Here is a 14,538-nt window from a genome sequence, read left to right as displayed (position 1 = left end):
AGGCTCATCAGGGTCGGCGAGCGCACGGCGCGGAGCGTTCTCGTCTGGTCACGCAGCATCCTGATCGTCGGCACGGCCGGGTTCGCGCTGGCCAACGCCCTGCAGGAACTGGGCGCCTCCGACGAGCAGCGGCTCGCCTTGATCAAGGCCGTGTCGCTCGTGATCCACGTTCTCTTCGTCGTCCTCCTCCTCAAGGTCCGGCGGCCCGTGGCGGCCGCTATCGCGGGCCCACCGGACGCGGTGGGAACGCTCGCTACCGTGAGGCATTGGCTGGCGGAGGTATGGGCGGTCGTCGCGGCCGTGGTCGTACTTGGCGCATGGTTCGTGTGGGCACTCGGGGTCGAAGACGGCTTTCCCAAACTACTGCACTTTGTCGGCGTCACGGCGGCCGTCCTGGTGGTCGCGCGTATCGTCGCGGTCCTGGTGCTCGGCGGCGTGAGCCGTCTGTTCCAGCCTGCTGGCCAAAATGACAGCGACAGCGTTGCAGAGCGTGCCGCTGGCCGGATGCGCGCCCAGCGCTACTACCCGCTCGTGCGCGCTGTCGTCACCGCGATCCTGACGGTATGTTCCATCATCGCCCTGTTGCAGGCCTGGGGTGTGGACGCACTGGACTGGTTCTCCGGCGGAACGATCGGACGCAGCCTGGCCTCCGCACTCATCACCATCCTGGTTGCCGCGACCATCGCCGTGTTGGTATGGGAGGCCGCCAACGCGAGTGTCGATCGGCGACTCTCGCGCTGGAAGGACGCGGGCGACTTCGTGCGCGCCGCGCGCCTTCGCACCCTGTTACCGATGCTCCGCACCTGCCTGCTGATCGCCATCGTCCTCATTGTCGGCTTGACCGTACTCAACCAGATCGGCGTCAACACCACGCCCTTGCTGGCGGGCGCCAGCATCATCGGCGTCGCGCTTGGCTTCGGCTCCCAGAAGCTGGTGCAGGACTTCATCACGGGCATTTTCCTGCTGATGGAGAACGCGATGCAGGTCGGCGACACGGTCACGGTCGGCGATGTATCCGGCACGGTGGAATATCTTTCGATACGCACGGTGCGCCTGCGCGGCGGCGATGGTTCGCTCTATATCGTTCCCTTCAGTTCGGTGACGACGGTGAACAACAGCAACCGCGGCCTGGGCAACGCGGCCATGCGCGTCAGCGTCGTTTACGAAACCGATGTGACACGAGCGATCGACGAGCTCAAGGCCATCGGCGCGAGCCTGCTTGCCGATCCTGCCTTTGCGCCGCAGATCCTTGCCGATATGGAGGTTTGGGGTGTGGATGCGGTAGACGGGGGCATGTTCACCCTGGCCGGACAGATCAGCTGCACCGACAAGGGTCGCTGGGGTGTCCAGCGCGAACTGAACCGGCGGATCCTGGAGCGGTTCCGCGAGCTTGGTATAGTCCTGTCGAATCCGCGCACGAGCCTGCTTCTGGAGGAGAAGCCCGTTACGCCATGAGCCCTGTCGACCCGAACCCTGCGACCTCAGCCCACCTTCCGCTTTCCGCGGAACGGCGAGTGTCGGGCGTGATCGGCATCCGTCCCTTCGAGCTGGGCTGGACCGATGCGCGCGTGCCGCCGGCGATTCTCCTCACCTATGAGGTTGACGCGTTCGATGTCGCTGCCTTCGCACAGCATCGCATCGATATGTCCGACAGCATCGGGCGGAGTGTGAAGAAACGGCAGGCTGAGTTTTTCATGGGGAGGTTGGCTGCGAGGGATGCGGTGGCTGGAGTCTTGGGGGCGCATCGCCATCAGGACGGGCAGATTGGGGTGGGAGAATCGCGGCAGCCGGTTTGGCCGACGGGAATGCTGGGGAGCATTACGCATGCAGGGCCGTATGCGGCGGCTGTTGCAACCGCCTCCACGGGCATTAACGGTATCGGGATCGATATCGAACGGCGCATTGGGGCGGAGACGCGCGAATCCGTCGAGGGGACCGTGCTCACGCTGACCGAGCAAGCGTTGCTGCATGCGCTTGCCGGCGATGTCTCCTACGAGATGCTGCTGACCATCGCCTTTTCGGCGAAAGAGAGCTTCTTCAAGGGCAGCTTCGCCACCGTAGGGACGTATTTCGACTTCGACGCCGTGGATCTCGTGGCGTTGGATGCTCGCGCCGGCACACTCGAACTGATGCTCACGCGCTCGCTGGCACCCGCCCTGCCCCAAGGCCGTCGCTTCGCGCTGCGTACCCGATCCATCGATGCCGATACCATCCTCACCAGTTTCGTGTGGTGAGAACGGTAGCGCTCACGCCTCGACGTGAGTCAGCACGATCTCGCAGAGCGACCCAATCGTAAGGATGTGACGCGAAGGCATACCGCCACCACGCCGACGGGCCATGCGAGCCACGTCATGCCGATGGCGTAAATCGCGAGCGCGGCGAATAGCAGTGCGACAAATACGTATTCGGCAAGCCATGCCCATGCACGCCGACGCGATACGCTTGGCGTGTGATTCGCTATCAGCGCGGGATACCCCCATGTCAGCGCGAGGGCGAAATACGTCGCCGACAACACCATCGCATAAGCGACCATGCCGGCGCGCGAGGTCGTGTCCATATTCACGAGGAAGAACCGTACAACCACGGGCAGCAAGCCGATCATGCTGAGCAGCAGAAGGTTGAGCCAGGTGGTCGGCGCGTCAACCGAATGCAGGTGCGCCAGGTTGCGGCGGTGGGCGACCCACACGGCGGCGATGATCAGGAAGCTCATGAAATAGACGGCCAAAGGCATGGCCCATACCTGGAACAGGGTCTTCCCGGCTTCCATTTCGGGATGAAGTTCCACGGCGGAAAGCGTCAGTGCAATGGCAAACACGCCATCGGACATCATGGTCAAACGGTCGAGATGACGAAGCCTTACGCGCTCTTCCGACAGTCCTGACGGATTCGGTTCCATGCCCTTCCCCTAAATGTTTCCCCGCGCCATCATGCCCTAACCTCAGTTCCTCTGATCGACCCCGCCCTCACGGAATCAACCCAGCCGTCCGCATCGCCCCGATGGCCTGGTCGTAAACCGCAACATCACTCCGGCTGCGCGCAATCAACTGCGCCCCTTCCACCGCAGCAAAAATCGCCAGCGCCCTAGCCTGCCTTTGTGCCAGCGGAACACGCGGTTCGTCTCGCTCGAGGGCTTTCCCCAGCCACTCCACGTTGACCTCGGCGAAGCGCTCCACTTCCGCCTGCACCTCGGCGGGAAGTTCGTCGCGCTCGGCCGCCAGGACACCACACATGCACATGCGGTTCTCGTTCACGAGCGCGGCGCGGAACACGCCGACGTACTTCGTCATGAAAGCCGCGGCGTCCGCTGTCTCCCCGAGCACATCGGCAAGGTAGGCCGCCATCTCGTCCGTATAGCCCCGGGCCAGTTCGGAGCCCAACGCCCCCTTGGTCGGGAAGTGGTAGTGCACGCTCGCGCTCTTCACGCCCACCGACGCCGCRACATCACGGAAGCTCAGGGCGGAGTAACCGCGCGACTGCACCATTTTCCGGGCAACAGCGAGGATGGACTGGCGGGTGTCTGGGGAACTCATGGCGGTGTCCTAGAGACTATCTATCGATTGATAGGGGTTGACAGCGCGAAAAGCAAGGCGCACTGTCTATCTATCACTAGATAGGTAACTTTCATGAAGATCCACGACATCCCCGGTTTCCCCAATCCGCTCCGCGTCCGTATCGTCCTGGCCGAGAAGGGCCTGTTCGACAAGGTCGAGTTCGTCAAAGTCGACCTCCCGGCCGCCGAGCACAAGCAGCCCGCCTTCCTCGCCATCAACCCGACGGGCACGGTGCCCGTGCTCGAGCTGGACGACGGCACCTATATCTCCGAGTGCACGGCGATCACCGAGTACCTGGACAACCTCGATGGCCATCCGACCCTTACCGGCGTCACGCCGCTGGAGAAGGCCACCATCCACATGATGCAGAAGCGCGCGGAGTCGGAGCTGATCGACGCCATCGGCATCTACTTTCATTACGCGACTGACGGCTTGGGTGCAGGGCTTCTTCCGTACAAGAGCCCCGAGTGGGAAGGCCGTGATCGCTGGGGACAGATGCACCGCGAGAAGGCCGAGGCCGGTATGCGGTACTTCAACGAGGTATTGAAGACCCAGCCTTACGTTGCGGGTGCGAACTTCTCCATGGCGGATACGACCGTGATTGGCGGATTGTTGTTTGCGTCTTATGCGCAGATTCCGGTGCCTGAGTCGTTGACGGCGCTGGTGGCGTGGAAGGCGCGGGTGGATGAGCGTGAGAGTGTCAGGATGGCGTCCGCGGGGTAAGAGCATCGCCCTCGTGCGTTCATTCCACGAAAAAGGTGATGGGCTATCGGCCCATCACCTTTTTCGTTTAGCCATATCAGCCACGCAGGTTCTGCACGACTACTTCGGGCGAACGGTCTTGAATGAGGCTCTGATTTCCGAGACGAATTCGTCCGGCTGCTCCCACGCGGCGAAATGCCCACCCTTCGGAAGCGTGTTGAAGTGGATCAGCTTCGGAAACGCCTTCACTGCCCAGCTCTTCGGAGCCGCGTAGATTTCGTCGGGAAACACGCTCACCGCCACCGGAATGGTGATGTGCTTGGGCTCGAAGAACGCCAGCTTGTTCTCCCAGTAGAGTCGGGCCGACGACACCGCGGTATGCGTCAGCCAGTAGAGCGTGACGTTGTCGAGAATATCGTCGCGGGAAAGCCCCTCGGCCTGGCCGTCGAAGACGCGGGTGATCAGCGCATAGCTGCGTGCATCGTGGTCGAGCATCCAGGCCGCCAGGCCGACCGGCGAGTCCTCGAGTCCATAAAGCGTCTGTGGACGATTGGTCATCTCCTGCGCATAGCCAAGACCATGCTTGTAGAAGAAGTCGAGCATGTCATAGGCATTCTTTTCGTCGGGCGCCAGCCCTGCCGGTGCGGGAGCGCCGGCCGCGAGGTCCTTCGCGATGTCATCGGGCACCGTCGCCGGCATGTTGGTGTGGATGGCGAGCAGTTCCGGTGGCGCCTGCACACCCATCTGCTCCGTCACGGCATCGCCCCAGTCACCGCCCTGGGCGACGAAATGCTTGTAGCCAAGCCGCTTCATCAGAATGGTCCAGGCGCGCGCGATGTGCTGCGGATCCCAGCCGACGACGGTGGGTTTACCCGAGAAGCCATAGCCCGGCAGCGACGGGACCACGACATCGAAGGCATCCGATGCCTTGCCACCGTGTGCCGTCGGGTTGGCCAACGGATCGATGACTTTCATCTGCTCGATGATGGAGCCCGGCCAGCCATGGGTAATGATGATCGGCAAGGCGTTCTTGTTCTTCGATTTCACGTGGATGAAGTGGATATCCACGCCATCGATGGTGGTCACGAACTGCGGCAGCGCATTCAACCGTGCCTCGACCTTTCGCCAGTCGTAACCCGACTGCCAGTAGTCGGCCAGCTTGCGCAACGTCGCGATCTGCACGCCCTGCGTCGCGTCGGGCACGAGCTCCGGGCTCGGCCAACTGGTAGCGGCTATGCGGCGATGCAGGTCCTGGAGGGCTTCGTCGGAAAAATGGATCTTCGGGAAGGGACGGATCGACGTGTCTTCGGCCTGCCCCGCCGCTTGCATGGGTGGAGCACCGGCGGCGTGGCTGGGTGTTGGCAGGACGGTACAGACGGCTCCGGCAATCACCGCTGCCGTCAGGAATTGCAAACGCGTGGACCGCATGAAGTGTGACGCCATGACAATACCCCTCCGTTTGAGATCGGATCTGCCTGCCCGTTACCAACACGCTTGTGAGCGTCCCCGATAGGCGAACCGTGCGTCTTGGCGACGCCCCCGCCGGTTTGAACGTGACGAGCTTGCGAAGCCGGCTTATACCTGCGGATGATTGCCAGCGCGAAAAACCGGGCGTTACAGTGATGAGCGGGGGGTCGCTGTGGAGGTATTCCATGAAGATTCTGATGGTGCTCACGTCGCACGACACCCTGGGAAACACGGGGCGCAAGACCGGCTTCTGGCTCGAGGAATTCGCGGCGCCCTATTACGTGTTCACCGATGCTGGCGTGTCGGTCACCGTGGCCTCGCCCAAGGGTGGGCAGCCGCCCATCGATCCGAAAAGCGACGACCCGGCCAATCAGACGCCCGCGCAAACGCGCTTCAAAGCCGATCCCGCCGCGCTCAAGGTGCTCGCCAATACGGTCAAGCTCGACAGCGTCGCAGCGAAAGACTTCGACACCGTCTTCTATCCCGGCGGTCATGGCCCGATGTGGGATCTCGCCGAAGACCCTGCGTCGATCGCCCTGATCGAAGCCTTCTACAACGCCGATAAACCCGTCGCCACCGTTTGCCATGCACCCGGTGTCCTGCACCACGTGAAGTACAAGGGCGAGCCGATCGTCAAGGGCAAACGGGTGACGGGATTCACCAACGAAGAGGAAGAAGAGGTGGGACTCACCAAGGTGGTGCCCTTCCTGGTCGAAGACGAGCTGATCCGTCTCGGTGGCAAGTTCGAGAAGGTCGCCAACTGGCAACCCTTCACCATCACCGACGGCCACCTGATCACCGGGCAGAACCCGGGATCGTCGACCGTGACCGCCAAGGCGTTGCTCGCCTTGATGGCCACGTTGCAGAAAGCCTAGGCGGTGAGACTTACCGATGCTTCGGTGGTCAGCGACAGGAACGTAAAAGTCTCCTGCAGATACAGGCGAACGTCCTTCGCGTCGTGCGAGTCGTAACCGATCGAGACGTCCTGACCCAGGTGCAGCTCAAAGTCGCCTCCGCGGGCCGTGGTGAGTACGCCACCCTCGATCGCCGGTGCCCAGACGATGCCGCCATTGAGCATGGCGTGCAGCTCACGAAACACGGGGTAGCCTTCGTCGGTTGCCCCGTTGAGATCCGCATACGCCTTGGCACCGATGGCCAGCTTGTAGGGACCGTTCACGCCCGCAAGGCGTAGTTCGTTCAGGGCCTGCGCGACCGCTACCGGATACGCCGTGAGGTCGGCCGGCAGCGCGATCGCCTTGTTGCTGGTCGTGTTGCGGATGCCGGCGATGCCCGCCGCGGCGTAACCGTCAAAAACAGCGCGATCTTCCGCGAAGGCCAGTTGCTTGGCGGCATCCTTCAGCGGCTGAAGATCCGGATCGTTGGAGCCGCGCGCCACATCGTCCAGATCCTGTCGCGAAAGGACGAACGGCACACGCAGCTCCACCATTGCCGCCACCTGGCGCTGCCGCGCCTGGATGCCGTCGTTCGGTGTCTCGATGCTGCGCGTGTGCCCCGTACCGACGCCGGGATAGTCGTAGCCCTTCGGCCCGACGACATCGACGATACGCCGTGCCGCCATGTATTCCTTCAGCGTGCGCTTGGCTTCGTCTTCGATCTGTTCCCAGGCACCGCCGCTGATGGGTGCGAGTTCGCGAAACAGGTTATTCATGCGTGTTCTCCGTCTTTAGCGAACCGATACCGAGTGAACCATCCGATGCGCGTGGGGTGCTGTCTTGTCCGTTCGCATCGTTCTGGCGGCTAGCCTGTGCCGCCGGTGCGTCCGGGATGCCGTCGAGGAACGTCGCCGAGGGCACGAAGAACAGGCTACCGGTCACTGCCGTGCTGAAGTCGAGCAACCGGTCGTAGTTGCCGGGTGGCTTGCCGACGAACATGTTGGTGAGCATCTGTTCCGTGCGCGCCGGTGAACGGGCGTAGCCGATGAAATAGGTGCCGAACTCGCCCTTCCCTACCTCGCCGAACGGCATGTTATCGCGCACGATGTCGAGCTCGACGCCGTCTTCCACGATGGAGGTGAGCACGTTGTGCGCGTAGGACGGCTTCACCGCGTCGTCCAGTTCGATGTTGGTCTGTTTCTGCCGGCCGATGATGCGTTCCTGGGCCTCGACAGGCACGGCGTTCCAGCGCTTCAGGTCATGCAGGTACTTCTGCACGATGACGTAGCTACCGCCAAGGAAAGCGGCATCTTCGTCACCAATTACCGCGGCCTCGATGGCATCGGCGTCCTGCGGATTCTCCGTGCCGTCGACGAAGCCGATCAGGTCGCGGTCGTCGAAGTACTTGAAACCGTGCACCTCGTCGAGCGTGGCGACCGCGTCGCCAAGGCGCGACATGATCTGCGCGGCAAGCTCGAAACAGAGGTCCTCACGCGTCGCGCGGATGTGCAGGAGGATGTCGCCGGGCGTCGATACCGCGCGGTGCACGCCGTTGATTTCCTTGAACGTGTGGAGCTCGGCCGGGCGCGGTCCGGCGAAAAGGCGATCCCAGGCCTCCGAGCCGAAACCCATCACGCACGTCAGCCGGCCGTCGAGGTCGCGAAAACCCACGGCCCGCAGCAGGCCGGCGAGATCGCCGCAGAGCGAGCGCACTGCCTCTTCGGCGCTGTTACCGGGATTGACCTTGAGGACAAGGAAGATGGCCGACCGCGTAAGCGTGGCGACGACGGGTTGCGCAACGACGGTAGCCACGAAGGGCTCCTTTCCACGGAAGGATGTAAAGCGGTCATTCTCGTCCGAGCCCATGCCAACAGACAAGACATTGCGGAGCCAGGAGGGTAATTTCAGCGCATTGCCGTGACATCACCTATCGCCCGGAGCAAGCTCATGAGTCACCTACCGCCATTCGATTACCTGACCTCGTCCGCACGCTGGTTCGGCACGGAAGGCGCCAAGCTCAACCAGACCGCAAGGCGCGTGCTCGAGCGGGCCACCCGCCGGGTGACGGTCACCGAAGATATCAACCAGCGCCTGGACGCCAAGAGCACCTATGGTCAGCGGCTCGCCGACAAGGTCGCGGCGTTCGGCGGCTCATGGACCTTCATCATTATCTTCGTGGCCATCCTGGTCGCGTGGGTGATCTTGAACAGCCTGCTGCTTGGCCGGACTGCCGTCGATCCGTACCCCTATATCTTCCTCAACCTGATGCTGTCCATGCTCGCCGCGTTCCAGGCGCCGGTCATCATGATGAGCCAGAACCGCCAGTCCGCGAAGGATCGCGAGATGGCCGCGTACGATTACGAAGTGAACCTGAAGGCCGAGGTGGAGATCCTGGCCTTGCACGAGAAGCTGGATGCGCTTCGCAACGAGCAGGTCATGCAACTCCTCGCCCAACAGCAGGCCCAGATCGACCTGCTCACCCGGTTGATCAAGGAAGGCGACCGATAGGACGCCTCAGGCGTCCATTTCATCGCACGCCTGCGCCATCGCACCGGGATGCGTCTGGTCGCAGGGGCGGTTGGGAGTCACCGGCTCGGTCTTCGGCGCAAGACGCGTGACGATGTCCGCACCGGCGCTCAATGTCTTGCCCACCGGGCAGCGATCCGCCATGGCGAGCAGGCGCGCTTCCTGCGCTTCGTCGAGCGAGCCTTCGATATAGAGCGCTCGCTCAAACGTGTCACGACCAGTGATCGCATCACGGCGATGCGTGACCGCCACCTGCACGTCGGTCAAGGCGAGACCCTTGCGCCGCGCATACAGGCCGAGCGTCATCGCCGTGCAGGCGCCCAGAGCGGCGCTCAGCAGGTCGTACGGCGTCGGCCCCGAGGCGAGGCCGCCCATGGCCAGCGGCTCATCGACGAAGAACGAAGGACCCTGTGCGCTCACCCGCACCTGGAACTCCCCCTGGCCGGTAGGCTGGACGATGACGGGTTGGGACGTCATGGATGGCGCTCCTCAGGAAGCCGAGCCGATCGACTCGAGCCACAGCGCCACGGCGAAGGCGCCGGGATCCGCGTGGCCCAGCGTGCGCTCGCCCAGATAGGACGAACGGCCCAGTCGCGGTCGCATCTTTTTGGTTGCCTCGACACCGGCATGCGCCGCATCGATCGCCGCCTGCAAGATCGCCGGCGGGGCGTCGCCACGTGCGATGGCGGCATCCAGCGCGTCCGCGGCAGGGATCAGCGCGTCGAGCATGGTGCGATCCCCCGCCTTGCCGCCGCCCAACGTCTGCACACCGTCGATGCCCGCGCGGAAGGCCGCGGCCCAGGCTTCCGGCGAATCCGCCTCGTCGCGCTCGGCGAGATGGCTCGCACCGCGCACGATGAAGGCGGCATACAGCGGACCGGAGGTGCCGCCCAGTTCACGACGCAGGATCGAGGCAATCGCCTGCAAGGCCGCGGCCGGATGGTCCTTGTCGAGTTCGGGAACCGCCGCGTCGATGCCTCGCGCACCGCGCGCCAGACTGAGGCCGATGTCGCCATCGCCCACGACGGCATCCAGTTCGGTCAGTTCGTGCTCCGCCTTCTGCAAGGCAGCGGTGATGGCACGGAGCGCGGCCGTGAAGCTCGCCGAACGCCCGGCTTGCTTCCAGGCGGGTCCCGCGGACAATGCGGCCTGCTTGGCCGTGCGTGCCTCGACGCTGGAGGCCTCAGTCACCGGATGGGTCGGGGCGCTCCAGGCACCCGCTGTCGCGGGCGCAAGCAGGCGGTCGCGACGTTGTTCGTCCAGCCGCATCAGGCTGAGCGAACAGCCGGGCATCTCCAGTGCTGTCAGGAAGGTGCCGACCTGCACCATGGCAACCTCGATGTTCGCCGCAGCCAGCCGCTTGAGTGCGTGACGGGCGACGATACCCAGTTCCTGCACGGCCGTGCCGCCGAGGTTGTTGACGAGCAGCGCGACACGTTCGTTTGCCCGAAGCTTGCTGCGCTCCAGCAACCGGTCGAGCAAGGTATCGAGCATCGCATCGGCCTTGGCGATCGGGCCGCGCTTGGCGCCTCGCTCGCCGTGGATGCCGAGGCCGTATTCCACTTCGGTATCGGAAAGTTCGAAGCCCGGCGTGCCGGCGGCAGGCACGATACACGCGCCCAGCCCCAGGCCCATGGTGAAGACGGCATCGATCGCGGCCTGCGCCTCCTGCTTCACCTCGGCCAGCGAAAGACCGGCTTCCGCAGCGGCTCCTGCCACCTTGTGCACGAGGACCGTGCCGGCGATACCACGAGCACCGACCGCGCCGTCGCCGGTATCCAGCGCGACATCGTCAGCGACCACGACCAGGTCGACCGTGACGCCGGTGGCGCGCGCGAGCTCGGCCGCCAGGCCAAAGTTGAGCCGGTCGCCGGTGTAATTCTTGACGATGAGCAGGACGCCGCCCGGGCCGGCGACGGCGAGAATCGCCGCGAGTACGGCGTCGACGCTGGGCGAGGTGAAGACTTCACCCACCACGGCCGCGGTGAGCATGCCCTGGCCGATATAGCCCGCATGAGCCGGCTCGTGACCAGCGCCGCCGCCTGAAATGAGGGCCACCTTCCCCGAGGCGGCATGCTGTGCGTAGTCCCGACGAAGCACGACGTTTTCGCCAGCGATGCGGGTGAGTCGGTCATCGGCGAGGACGAGGCCCTCGATCATTTCGCTGACGACGTGCAGGGGATCGTTGATGAGTTTCTTCACGTATCGTTCCTCGAGGCAGGTTCACGAACGCGCCCGACCGGGGCCGGGCAAGTGCCGGAAGTCTGGCATACATTGCCGCCGCCCGGCGTTGACGCTGCATGTCATTGACGTGATCATCCATTGATTCCGCCAGGGCAACATAGTCTTGCCATCAGGCGCGCTTTCTTGCGCGCGCGGTTTCAAATAAAACCTCAAGGGTCTACCCACCGTCCGAAAGAAAGGAGTTCCATGAAGAGCATCGGCTATCGTACGTTCCTGCTGGGCGCCGCCGTGACCCTGTTCGCCACCGCCACCGTACCCACGCATGCCCAGGGCACCACGGCCAGCATGTTCGGCCAGGGTCCGGCCGGTGGCGTCGTCACCGCCAGGAGCGATACCGGCGCGCAGCGCCACGCGACCATCAGCGACAGTGGCCGCTACAAGATCGCGCCGATCCCCATGGGCACCTATACCGTCACCCTCGAGAAAGACGGCAAGGTGGTGGACACGCGCAACAAGATCACCCTTACCGTCGGCAAGGGCGCGGAGATCGACTTCGCGTGCGAGAACGACAAGTGCGCGGCCGGTAGCTGATCCCTTCCGCCATGGTTGTCCGTCAGGGCTGCCCGACTCCCGGGCGGCCCTGACGTAAAGCTGAAACATTCGGTCCCTAGCCTGTCGGCATCACCCTGGAGCCRACGTGTCTGCCGAGACGCCGCAAAGCTGGGCGCGGCTGCTGGCCGACAAGGGTCCCACCCTCGCCAACTATTTTCTTCGTCGTGTCTCGCATCGCTGGGACGCGCAGGACCTCGTGCAGGAGGTCTACCTTCGGCTGCTCCGGTCGGGCGACGCGAGTGCCGGCACGGTGCGAAATCCCGAAGCCTATCTGTTCACCGTTGCCGCCAACCTGGTGAAGGAGCACGCGCAGATGCAGCAGCGCGCTCCGATCAGCAGCGAGGGCCTCGAAGAGGTGATCGAGCGCCTCGCCACGCCTTGCCGCGCGGGGGCCGATGTCGATCGCGCGCTGCGTCGCCAGCGCCTGGCCACGCTGATCGGCCGCCTGTCCCCCAAGTGCCGCGCCGTGCTGGTGATGCACTACCGCGACGATCTCTCGTATCGGGAGATCGGCGAACAACTTTCGATCTCGCCGAACATGGTGAAGAAGTACATCGTCAAGGGACTGGCTGCATGCCGGCAAGGGATGGCACGTTATGAATGACCGGCGCCTCACCGAGGAAGCGGCCACCTGGTACCTCGACATGCAGGAGTCGCCGGACGCGCGCACGCAGGCGCAGTTCATGGGCTGGCTACGCCGCTCGCCGCAACACGTGGCGGAGTACATGGCGATGGCGCAGATGCATGGGGATATGCGCGCCGCCCTGGCAGCGGAGGGGATGACGGTCGAGGAGTTGCGCGCGCTTGCGGCGAGTGAGAGCTCGGTGGTTGCGCTACGTGGAGGTGTGGGCCGGGGCGTTGCTCGCGAGCAGCCTTCGCCGATGAATCGGCTCCTACCGCAAGCGGCGGCAGAGGCTCCTGGTAGGAGCCGATTCATCGGCGATCCCCGCCCGCGACAGCGTCGCGCGGGTGCCGTGAACTGGGCGGCAGCGGCGGCAGTCGTCCTTCTGCTCGGAGGCGGCCTTACCGCCGCATGGCCTTCGCCCGCCGAACCGGGTATCCGGTACGCCGCCGGCATCGATGTCCGCGAAGTCACCCTCGACGACGACACGGTCGTCCAGCTCTCGCCACAGAGCGCCATGGTGGTCAGCTTCGGTGCGGATGCACGCCACATCGAGCTGTTGCACGGCAGCGCCTCGTTCGATATCGGCAAGGATCCCGCCCGACCCATGAAGGTCACCGTGGGTCGCCAGCAGATCGACGACATCGGTACCGTGTTCGACGTGCAGCGCAACGACGGCGCGGCGCAGGTGACGGTCGTCAGTGGACAGGTATCCGTGTGGAACCTGCCGTCGCCGTGGATCGCGCGGATCCGTACTCGCCTGACGGGTACGTCCACGCCACGGAATCGCATCGTGGACCTCCACGGCGGCGAGACGGCCCGTGTGGACGGGGATGGCCATCTTGCCGGACACGGTCCGGCAAACGTGGCAACGGCAACGCAATGGCTACCCGACGAGATCCGCTTTCATGACGCGACGGTGGCCGAGGTCGCCCGTCGTTTCAACGCCTATTCAACGCGCCCGCTGATCGTGGACGACGCCGAGCTGGGACAGAAACGCATCAGTGGCGTGTTCCATGCGCGCGACCCCGATGCCTTTATCGCCTATATCGGCAGCCTGCCCCAGGTGCATGTGGAAAGGAACGCAGACCGCATTCGCTTTGTCACCGCGCACGGCGTCAGGCGACTGTAAGAAAAAATTCATCGAATGACGGGTACCCGGTGGCGCGCGGCGGGACTCTTAGATGGGGTCGGACAGCGATGACTGTCCTCAGTGACCCTCCATCCAAGGTATGTGACGCCATGCGCAATTCGCTCGCCCTTTGCATCGCCCTCGCTATCGCGGGCACCCCCTTCGTACCCACGGCGGCGTTGGCGGCCACGCAGCCCATCGACGCCATGCCACTGGCACAGGCGCTCGATCGATTCGCGCACGAAGCGGGCTGGCAGGTCGTCTACGGCGCCGAGGTTCCCGACGGCTTGCGCAGTCACACCGCTCCCGGCGGCGTGCCGGCCGCCGAGCAGCTGTCCGCGCTGCTGGCAGGTACCGGCATGACGTACCGCTTCGTCACCCCGACCACGGTGACCATCGTGCCGGGAAACGTCGGAGCCGGCCCGGCGCCGGCAGCAGCGGCACTCCCCGCGATCGACACCCGTGACGAGGCGCAGAAGCTCGCACCGATCAGCGTTCACGCCAATGCCGTGGATACCCTTGCACCGAGCGCTGCGCCGCTCGACGCTACCCAGCCTACCTCGGTGATCGACGAGCGATTCATCCGCGACGGACTGCGCTTCAATGCCAATTTTGACGACATCATCAAGTACGCCCCGAGCGTGACGGTCACCTCGCCGGAAGGTCCGGGTCTGGGCAAGAATGAAGGCATCAGCATCCGCGGATTCCAGGATGGCCAGTTCAATATCACCTTCGATGGCATCCCCTTCGGCGACGCCAGCGACCTGCACCACACCACCTCGGCATACTTCAACAACCACGTACTCGGCCAGGCGGAAATCGACCGCGGTCCGGGCGGCGGAAGCACGC

The 14,538-nt window shown here is 64.3% G+C and carries 16 protein-coding genes; 9 read left to right on the top strand and 7 right to left on the bottom strand.

The window, feature by feature from the left end; all coding sequences use genetic code 11:
• Window positions 1-1,455 (top strand): mechanosensitive ion channel family protein (locus tag AC1DT2_RS06080; RefSeq protein ID WP_477295128.1); only part of this gene is annotated, 1,455 nt, incomplete at its 5' end.
• The gene (locus AC1DT2_RS06075) at window positions 1,452-2,234 is read left to right on the top strand and encodes a 4'-phosphopantetheinyl transferase family protein (protein WP_477295126.1); all 783 of its coding nucleotides are present in this window, start codon (window positions 1,452-1,454) and stop codon (window positions 2,232-2,234) included. The genes AC1DT2_RS06080 and AC1DT2_RS06075, both read left to right, overlap by 4 nt.
• Window positions 2,235-2,263: 29 nt before the next feature.
• On the opposite strand, the gene AC1DT2_RS06070 is transcribed toward AC1DT2_RS06075, so the two are convergent.
• On the bottom strand, window positions 2,264-2,896 hold the full coding sequence (locus AC1DT2_RS06070; protein WP_477295124.1) for a TMEM175 family protein: 633 nt from the start codon (window positions 2,894-2,896) through the stop codon (window positions 2,264-2,266).
• Window positions 2,897-2,963: 67 nt separating this feature from the next.
• On the bottom strand, window positions 2,964-3,530 hold the full coding sequence (locus AC1DT2_RS06065; RefSeq protein WP_477295122.1) for a TetR/AcrR family transcriptional regulator: 567 nt from the start codon (window positions 3,528-3,530) through the stop codon (window positions 2,964-2,966).
• Between the two features lie 93 nt (window positions 3,531-3,623).
• Here AC1DT2_RS06065 and AC1DT2_RS06060 point away from each other — a divergent pair, with 93 nt between their 5' ends.
• Window positions 3,624-4,274, top strand: coding sequence for a glutathione S-transferase family protein (locus AC1DT2_RS06060; protein ID WP_477295120.1), 651 nt, complete (start codon window positions 3,624-3,626; stop codon window positions 4,272-4,274).
• 99 nt (window positions 4,275-4,373) lie between these two features.
• Here the strand turns inward: AC1DT2_RS06060 and AC1DT2_RS06055 are convergent, their stop codons facing one another.
• A complete protein-coding gene (locus AC1DT2_RS06055; RefSeq protein ID WP_477295118.1) occupies window positions 4,374-5,696 on the bottom strand; it encodes an epoxide hydrolase family protein in 1,323 nt (440 codons plus the stop codon).
• Window positions 5,697-5,905: 209 nt separating this feature from the next.
• Between AC1DT2_RS06055 and AC1DT2_RS06050 the strand changes: the two genes are divergently transcribed.
• The gene (locus AC1DT2_RS06050; RefSeq protein ID WP_213947594.1) at window positions 5,906-6,595 is read left to right on the top strand and encodes a type 1 glutamine amidotransferase domain-containing protein; all 690 of its coding nucleotides are present in this window, start codon (window positions 5,906-5,908) and stop codon (window positions 6,593-6,595) included.
• Here AC1DT2_RS06050 and AC1DT2_RS06045 read toward each other — a convergent pair.
• Window positions 6,592-7,389 (bottom strand): family 1 encapsulin nanocompartment shell protein, encoded by a 798-nt coding sequence (locus tag AC1DT2_RS06045; RefSeq protein ID WP_213947595.1) that lies wholly within the window; start codon window positions 7,387-7,389, stop codon window positions 6,592-6,594. The genes AC1DT2_RS06050 and AC1DT2_RS06045 overlap by 4 nt on opposite strands.
• Window positions 7,382-8,425: a Dyp-type peroxidase gene (locus AC1DT2_RS06040; protein ID WP_477295115.1), complete on the bottom strand. Its 1,044-nt coding sequence runs from the start codon at window positions 8,423-8,425 to the stop codon at window positions 7,382-7,384. The genes AC1DT2_RS06045 and AC1DT2_RS06040 overlap by 8 nt, the downstream gene beginning before the upstream one ends.
• Window positions 8,426-8,560: 135 nt before the next feature.
• Between AC1DT2_RS06040 and AC1DT2_RS06035 the strand changes: the two genes are divergently transcribed.
• Window positions 8,561-9,121: a DUF1003 domain-containing protein gene (locus AC1DT2_RS06035; protein ID WP_063572465.1), complete on the top strand. Its 561-nt coding sequence runs from the start codon at window positions 8,561-8,563 to the stop codon at window positions 9,119-9,121.
• 6 nt (window positions 9,122-9,127) lie between these two features.
• Here the strand turns inward: AC1DT2_RS06035 and AC1DT2_RS06030 are convergent, their stop codons facing one another.
• Together AC1DT2_RS06030 and dhaL are read right to left on the bottom strand one after the other, a co-directional pair.
• Window positions 9,128-9,616, bottom strand: coding sequence for an OsmC family protein (locus AC1DT2_RS06030; protein WP_477295113.1), 489 nt, complete (start codon window positions 9,614-9,616; stop codon window positions 9,128-9,130).
• 12 nt (window positions 9,617-9,628) lie between these two features.
• On the bottom strand, window positions 9,629-11,341 hold the full coding sequence (dhaL, locus tag AC1DT2_RS06025) for a dihydroxyacetone kinase subunit DhaL (protein WP_477295111.1): 1,713 nt from the start codon (window positions 11,339-11,341) through the stop codon (window positions 9,629-9,631).
• 228 nt (window positions 11,342-11,569) lie between these two features.
• Between dhaL and AC1DT2_RS06020 the strand changes: the two genes are divergently transcribed.
• The 4 genes from AC1DT2_RS06020 to AC1DT2_RS06005 form a co-directional block, all read left to right on the top strand.
• Window positions 11,570-11,914 (top strand): carboxypeptidase-like regulatory domain-containing protein, encoded by a 345-nt coding sequence (locus AC1DT2_RS06020; RefSeq protein ID WP_082879130.1) that lies wholly within the window; start codon window positions 11,570-11,572, stop codon window positions 11,912-11,914.
• A 106-nt stretch (window positions 11,915-12,020) separates the two neighbouring features.
• Window positions 12,021-12,539 carry an RNA polymerase sigma factor gene (locus tag AC1DT2_RS06015; protein ID WP_213947599.1) on the top strand — a complete coding sequence of 173 codons (519 nt, stop codon included), beginning with the start codon at window positions 12,021-12,023 and terminating at the stop codon, window positions 12,537-12,539.
• On the top strand, window positions 12,532-13,689 hold the full coding sequence (locus AC1DT2_RS06010) for a FecR family protein (protein ID WP_477295108.1): 1,158 nt from the start codon (window positions 12,532-12,534) through the stop codon (window positions 13,687-13,689). Before AC1DT2_RS06015 ends, AC1DT2_RS06010 begins: the two co-directional genes overlap by 8 nt.
• Window positions 13,690-13,799: 110 nt before the next feature.
• The coding region (locus AC1DT2_RS06005; protein ID WP_477295106.1) for an STN domain-containing protein at window positions 13,800-14,538 on the top strand (739 nt) is incomplete at its 3' end.

This window comes from Luteibacter sp. P4_E6 (assembly GCF_056401535.1).
Note: the sequence above shows the minus strand (reverse complement) of the source record. Positions and strands in the feature narration are given on the sequence as shown.

Excerpts from the sequence above, each read along its gene's own strand:
- AC1DT2_RS06050 (WP_213947594.1), top strand. The coding sequence starts at position 5,906 with ATGAAGATTCTGATGGTGCTCACGTCGCACGACACCCTGGGAAACACG.
- AC1DT2_RS06075 (WP_477295126.1), top strand. The coding sequence starts at position 1,452 with ATGAGCCCTGTCGACCCGAACCCTGCGACCTCAGCCCACCTTCCGCTT.
- AC1DT2_RS06070 (WP_477295124.1), bottom strand. The coding sequence starts at position 2,896 with ATGGAACCGAATCCGTCAGGACTGTCGGAAGAGCGCGTAAGGCTTCGT.
- AC1DT2_RS06055 (WP_477295118.1), bottom strand. The coding sequence starts at position 5,696 with ATGGCGTCACACTTCATGCGGTCCACGCGTTTGCAATTCCTGACGGCA.
- AC1DT2_RS06020 (WP_082879130.1), top strand. The coding sequence starts at position 11,570 with ATGAAGAGCATCGGCTATCGTACGTTCCTGCTGGGCGCCGCCGTGACC.
- AC1DT2_RS06035 (WP_063572465.1), top strand. The coding sequence starts at position 8,561 with ATGAGTCACCTACCGCCATTCGATTACCTGACCTCGTCCGCACGCTGG.
- AC1DT2_RS06045 (WP_213947595.1), bottom strand. The coding sequence starts at position 7,389 with ATGAATAACCTGTTTCGCGAACTCGCACCCATCAGCGGCGGTGCCTGG.
- AC1DT2_RS06010 (WP_477295108.1), top strand. The coding sequence starts at position 12,532 with ATGAATGACCGGCGCCTCACCGAGGAAGCGGCCACCTGGTACCTCGAC.
- AC1DT2_RS06060 (WP_477295120.1), top strand. The coding sequence starts at position 3,624 with ATGAAGATCCACGACATCCCCGGTTTCCCCAATCCGCTCCGCGTCCGT.
- AC1DT2_RS06030 (WP_477295113.1), bottom strand. The coding sequence starts at position 9,616 with ATGACGTCCCAACCCGTCATCGTCCAGCCTACCGGCCAGGGGGAGTTC.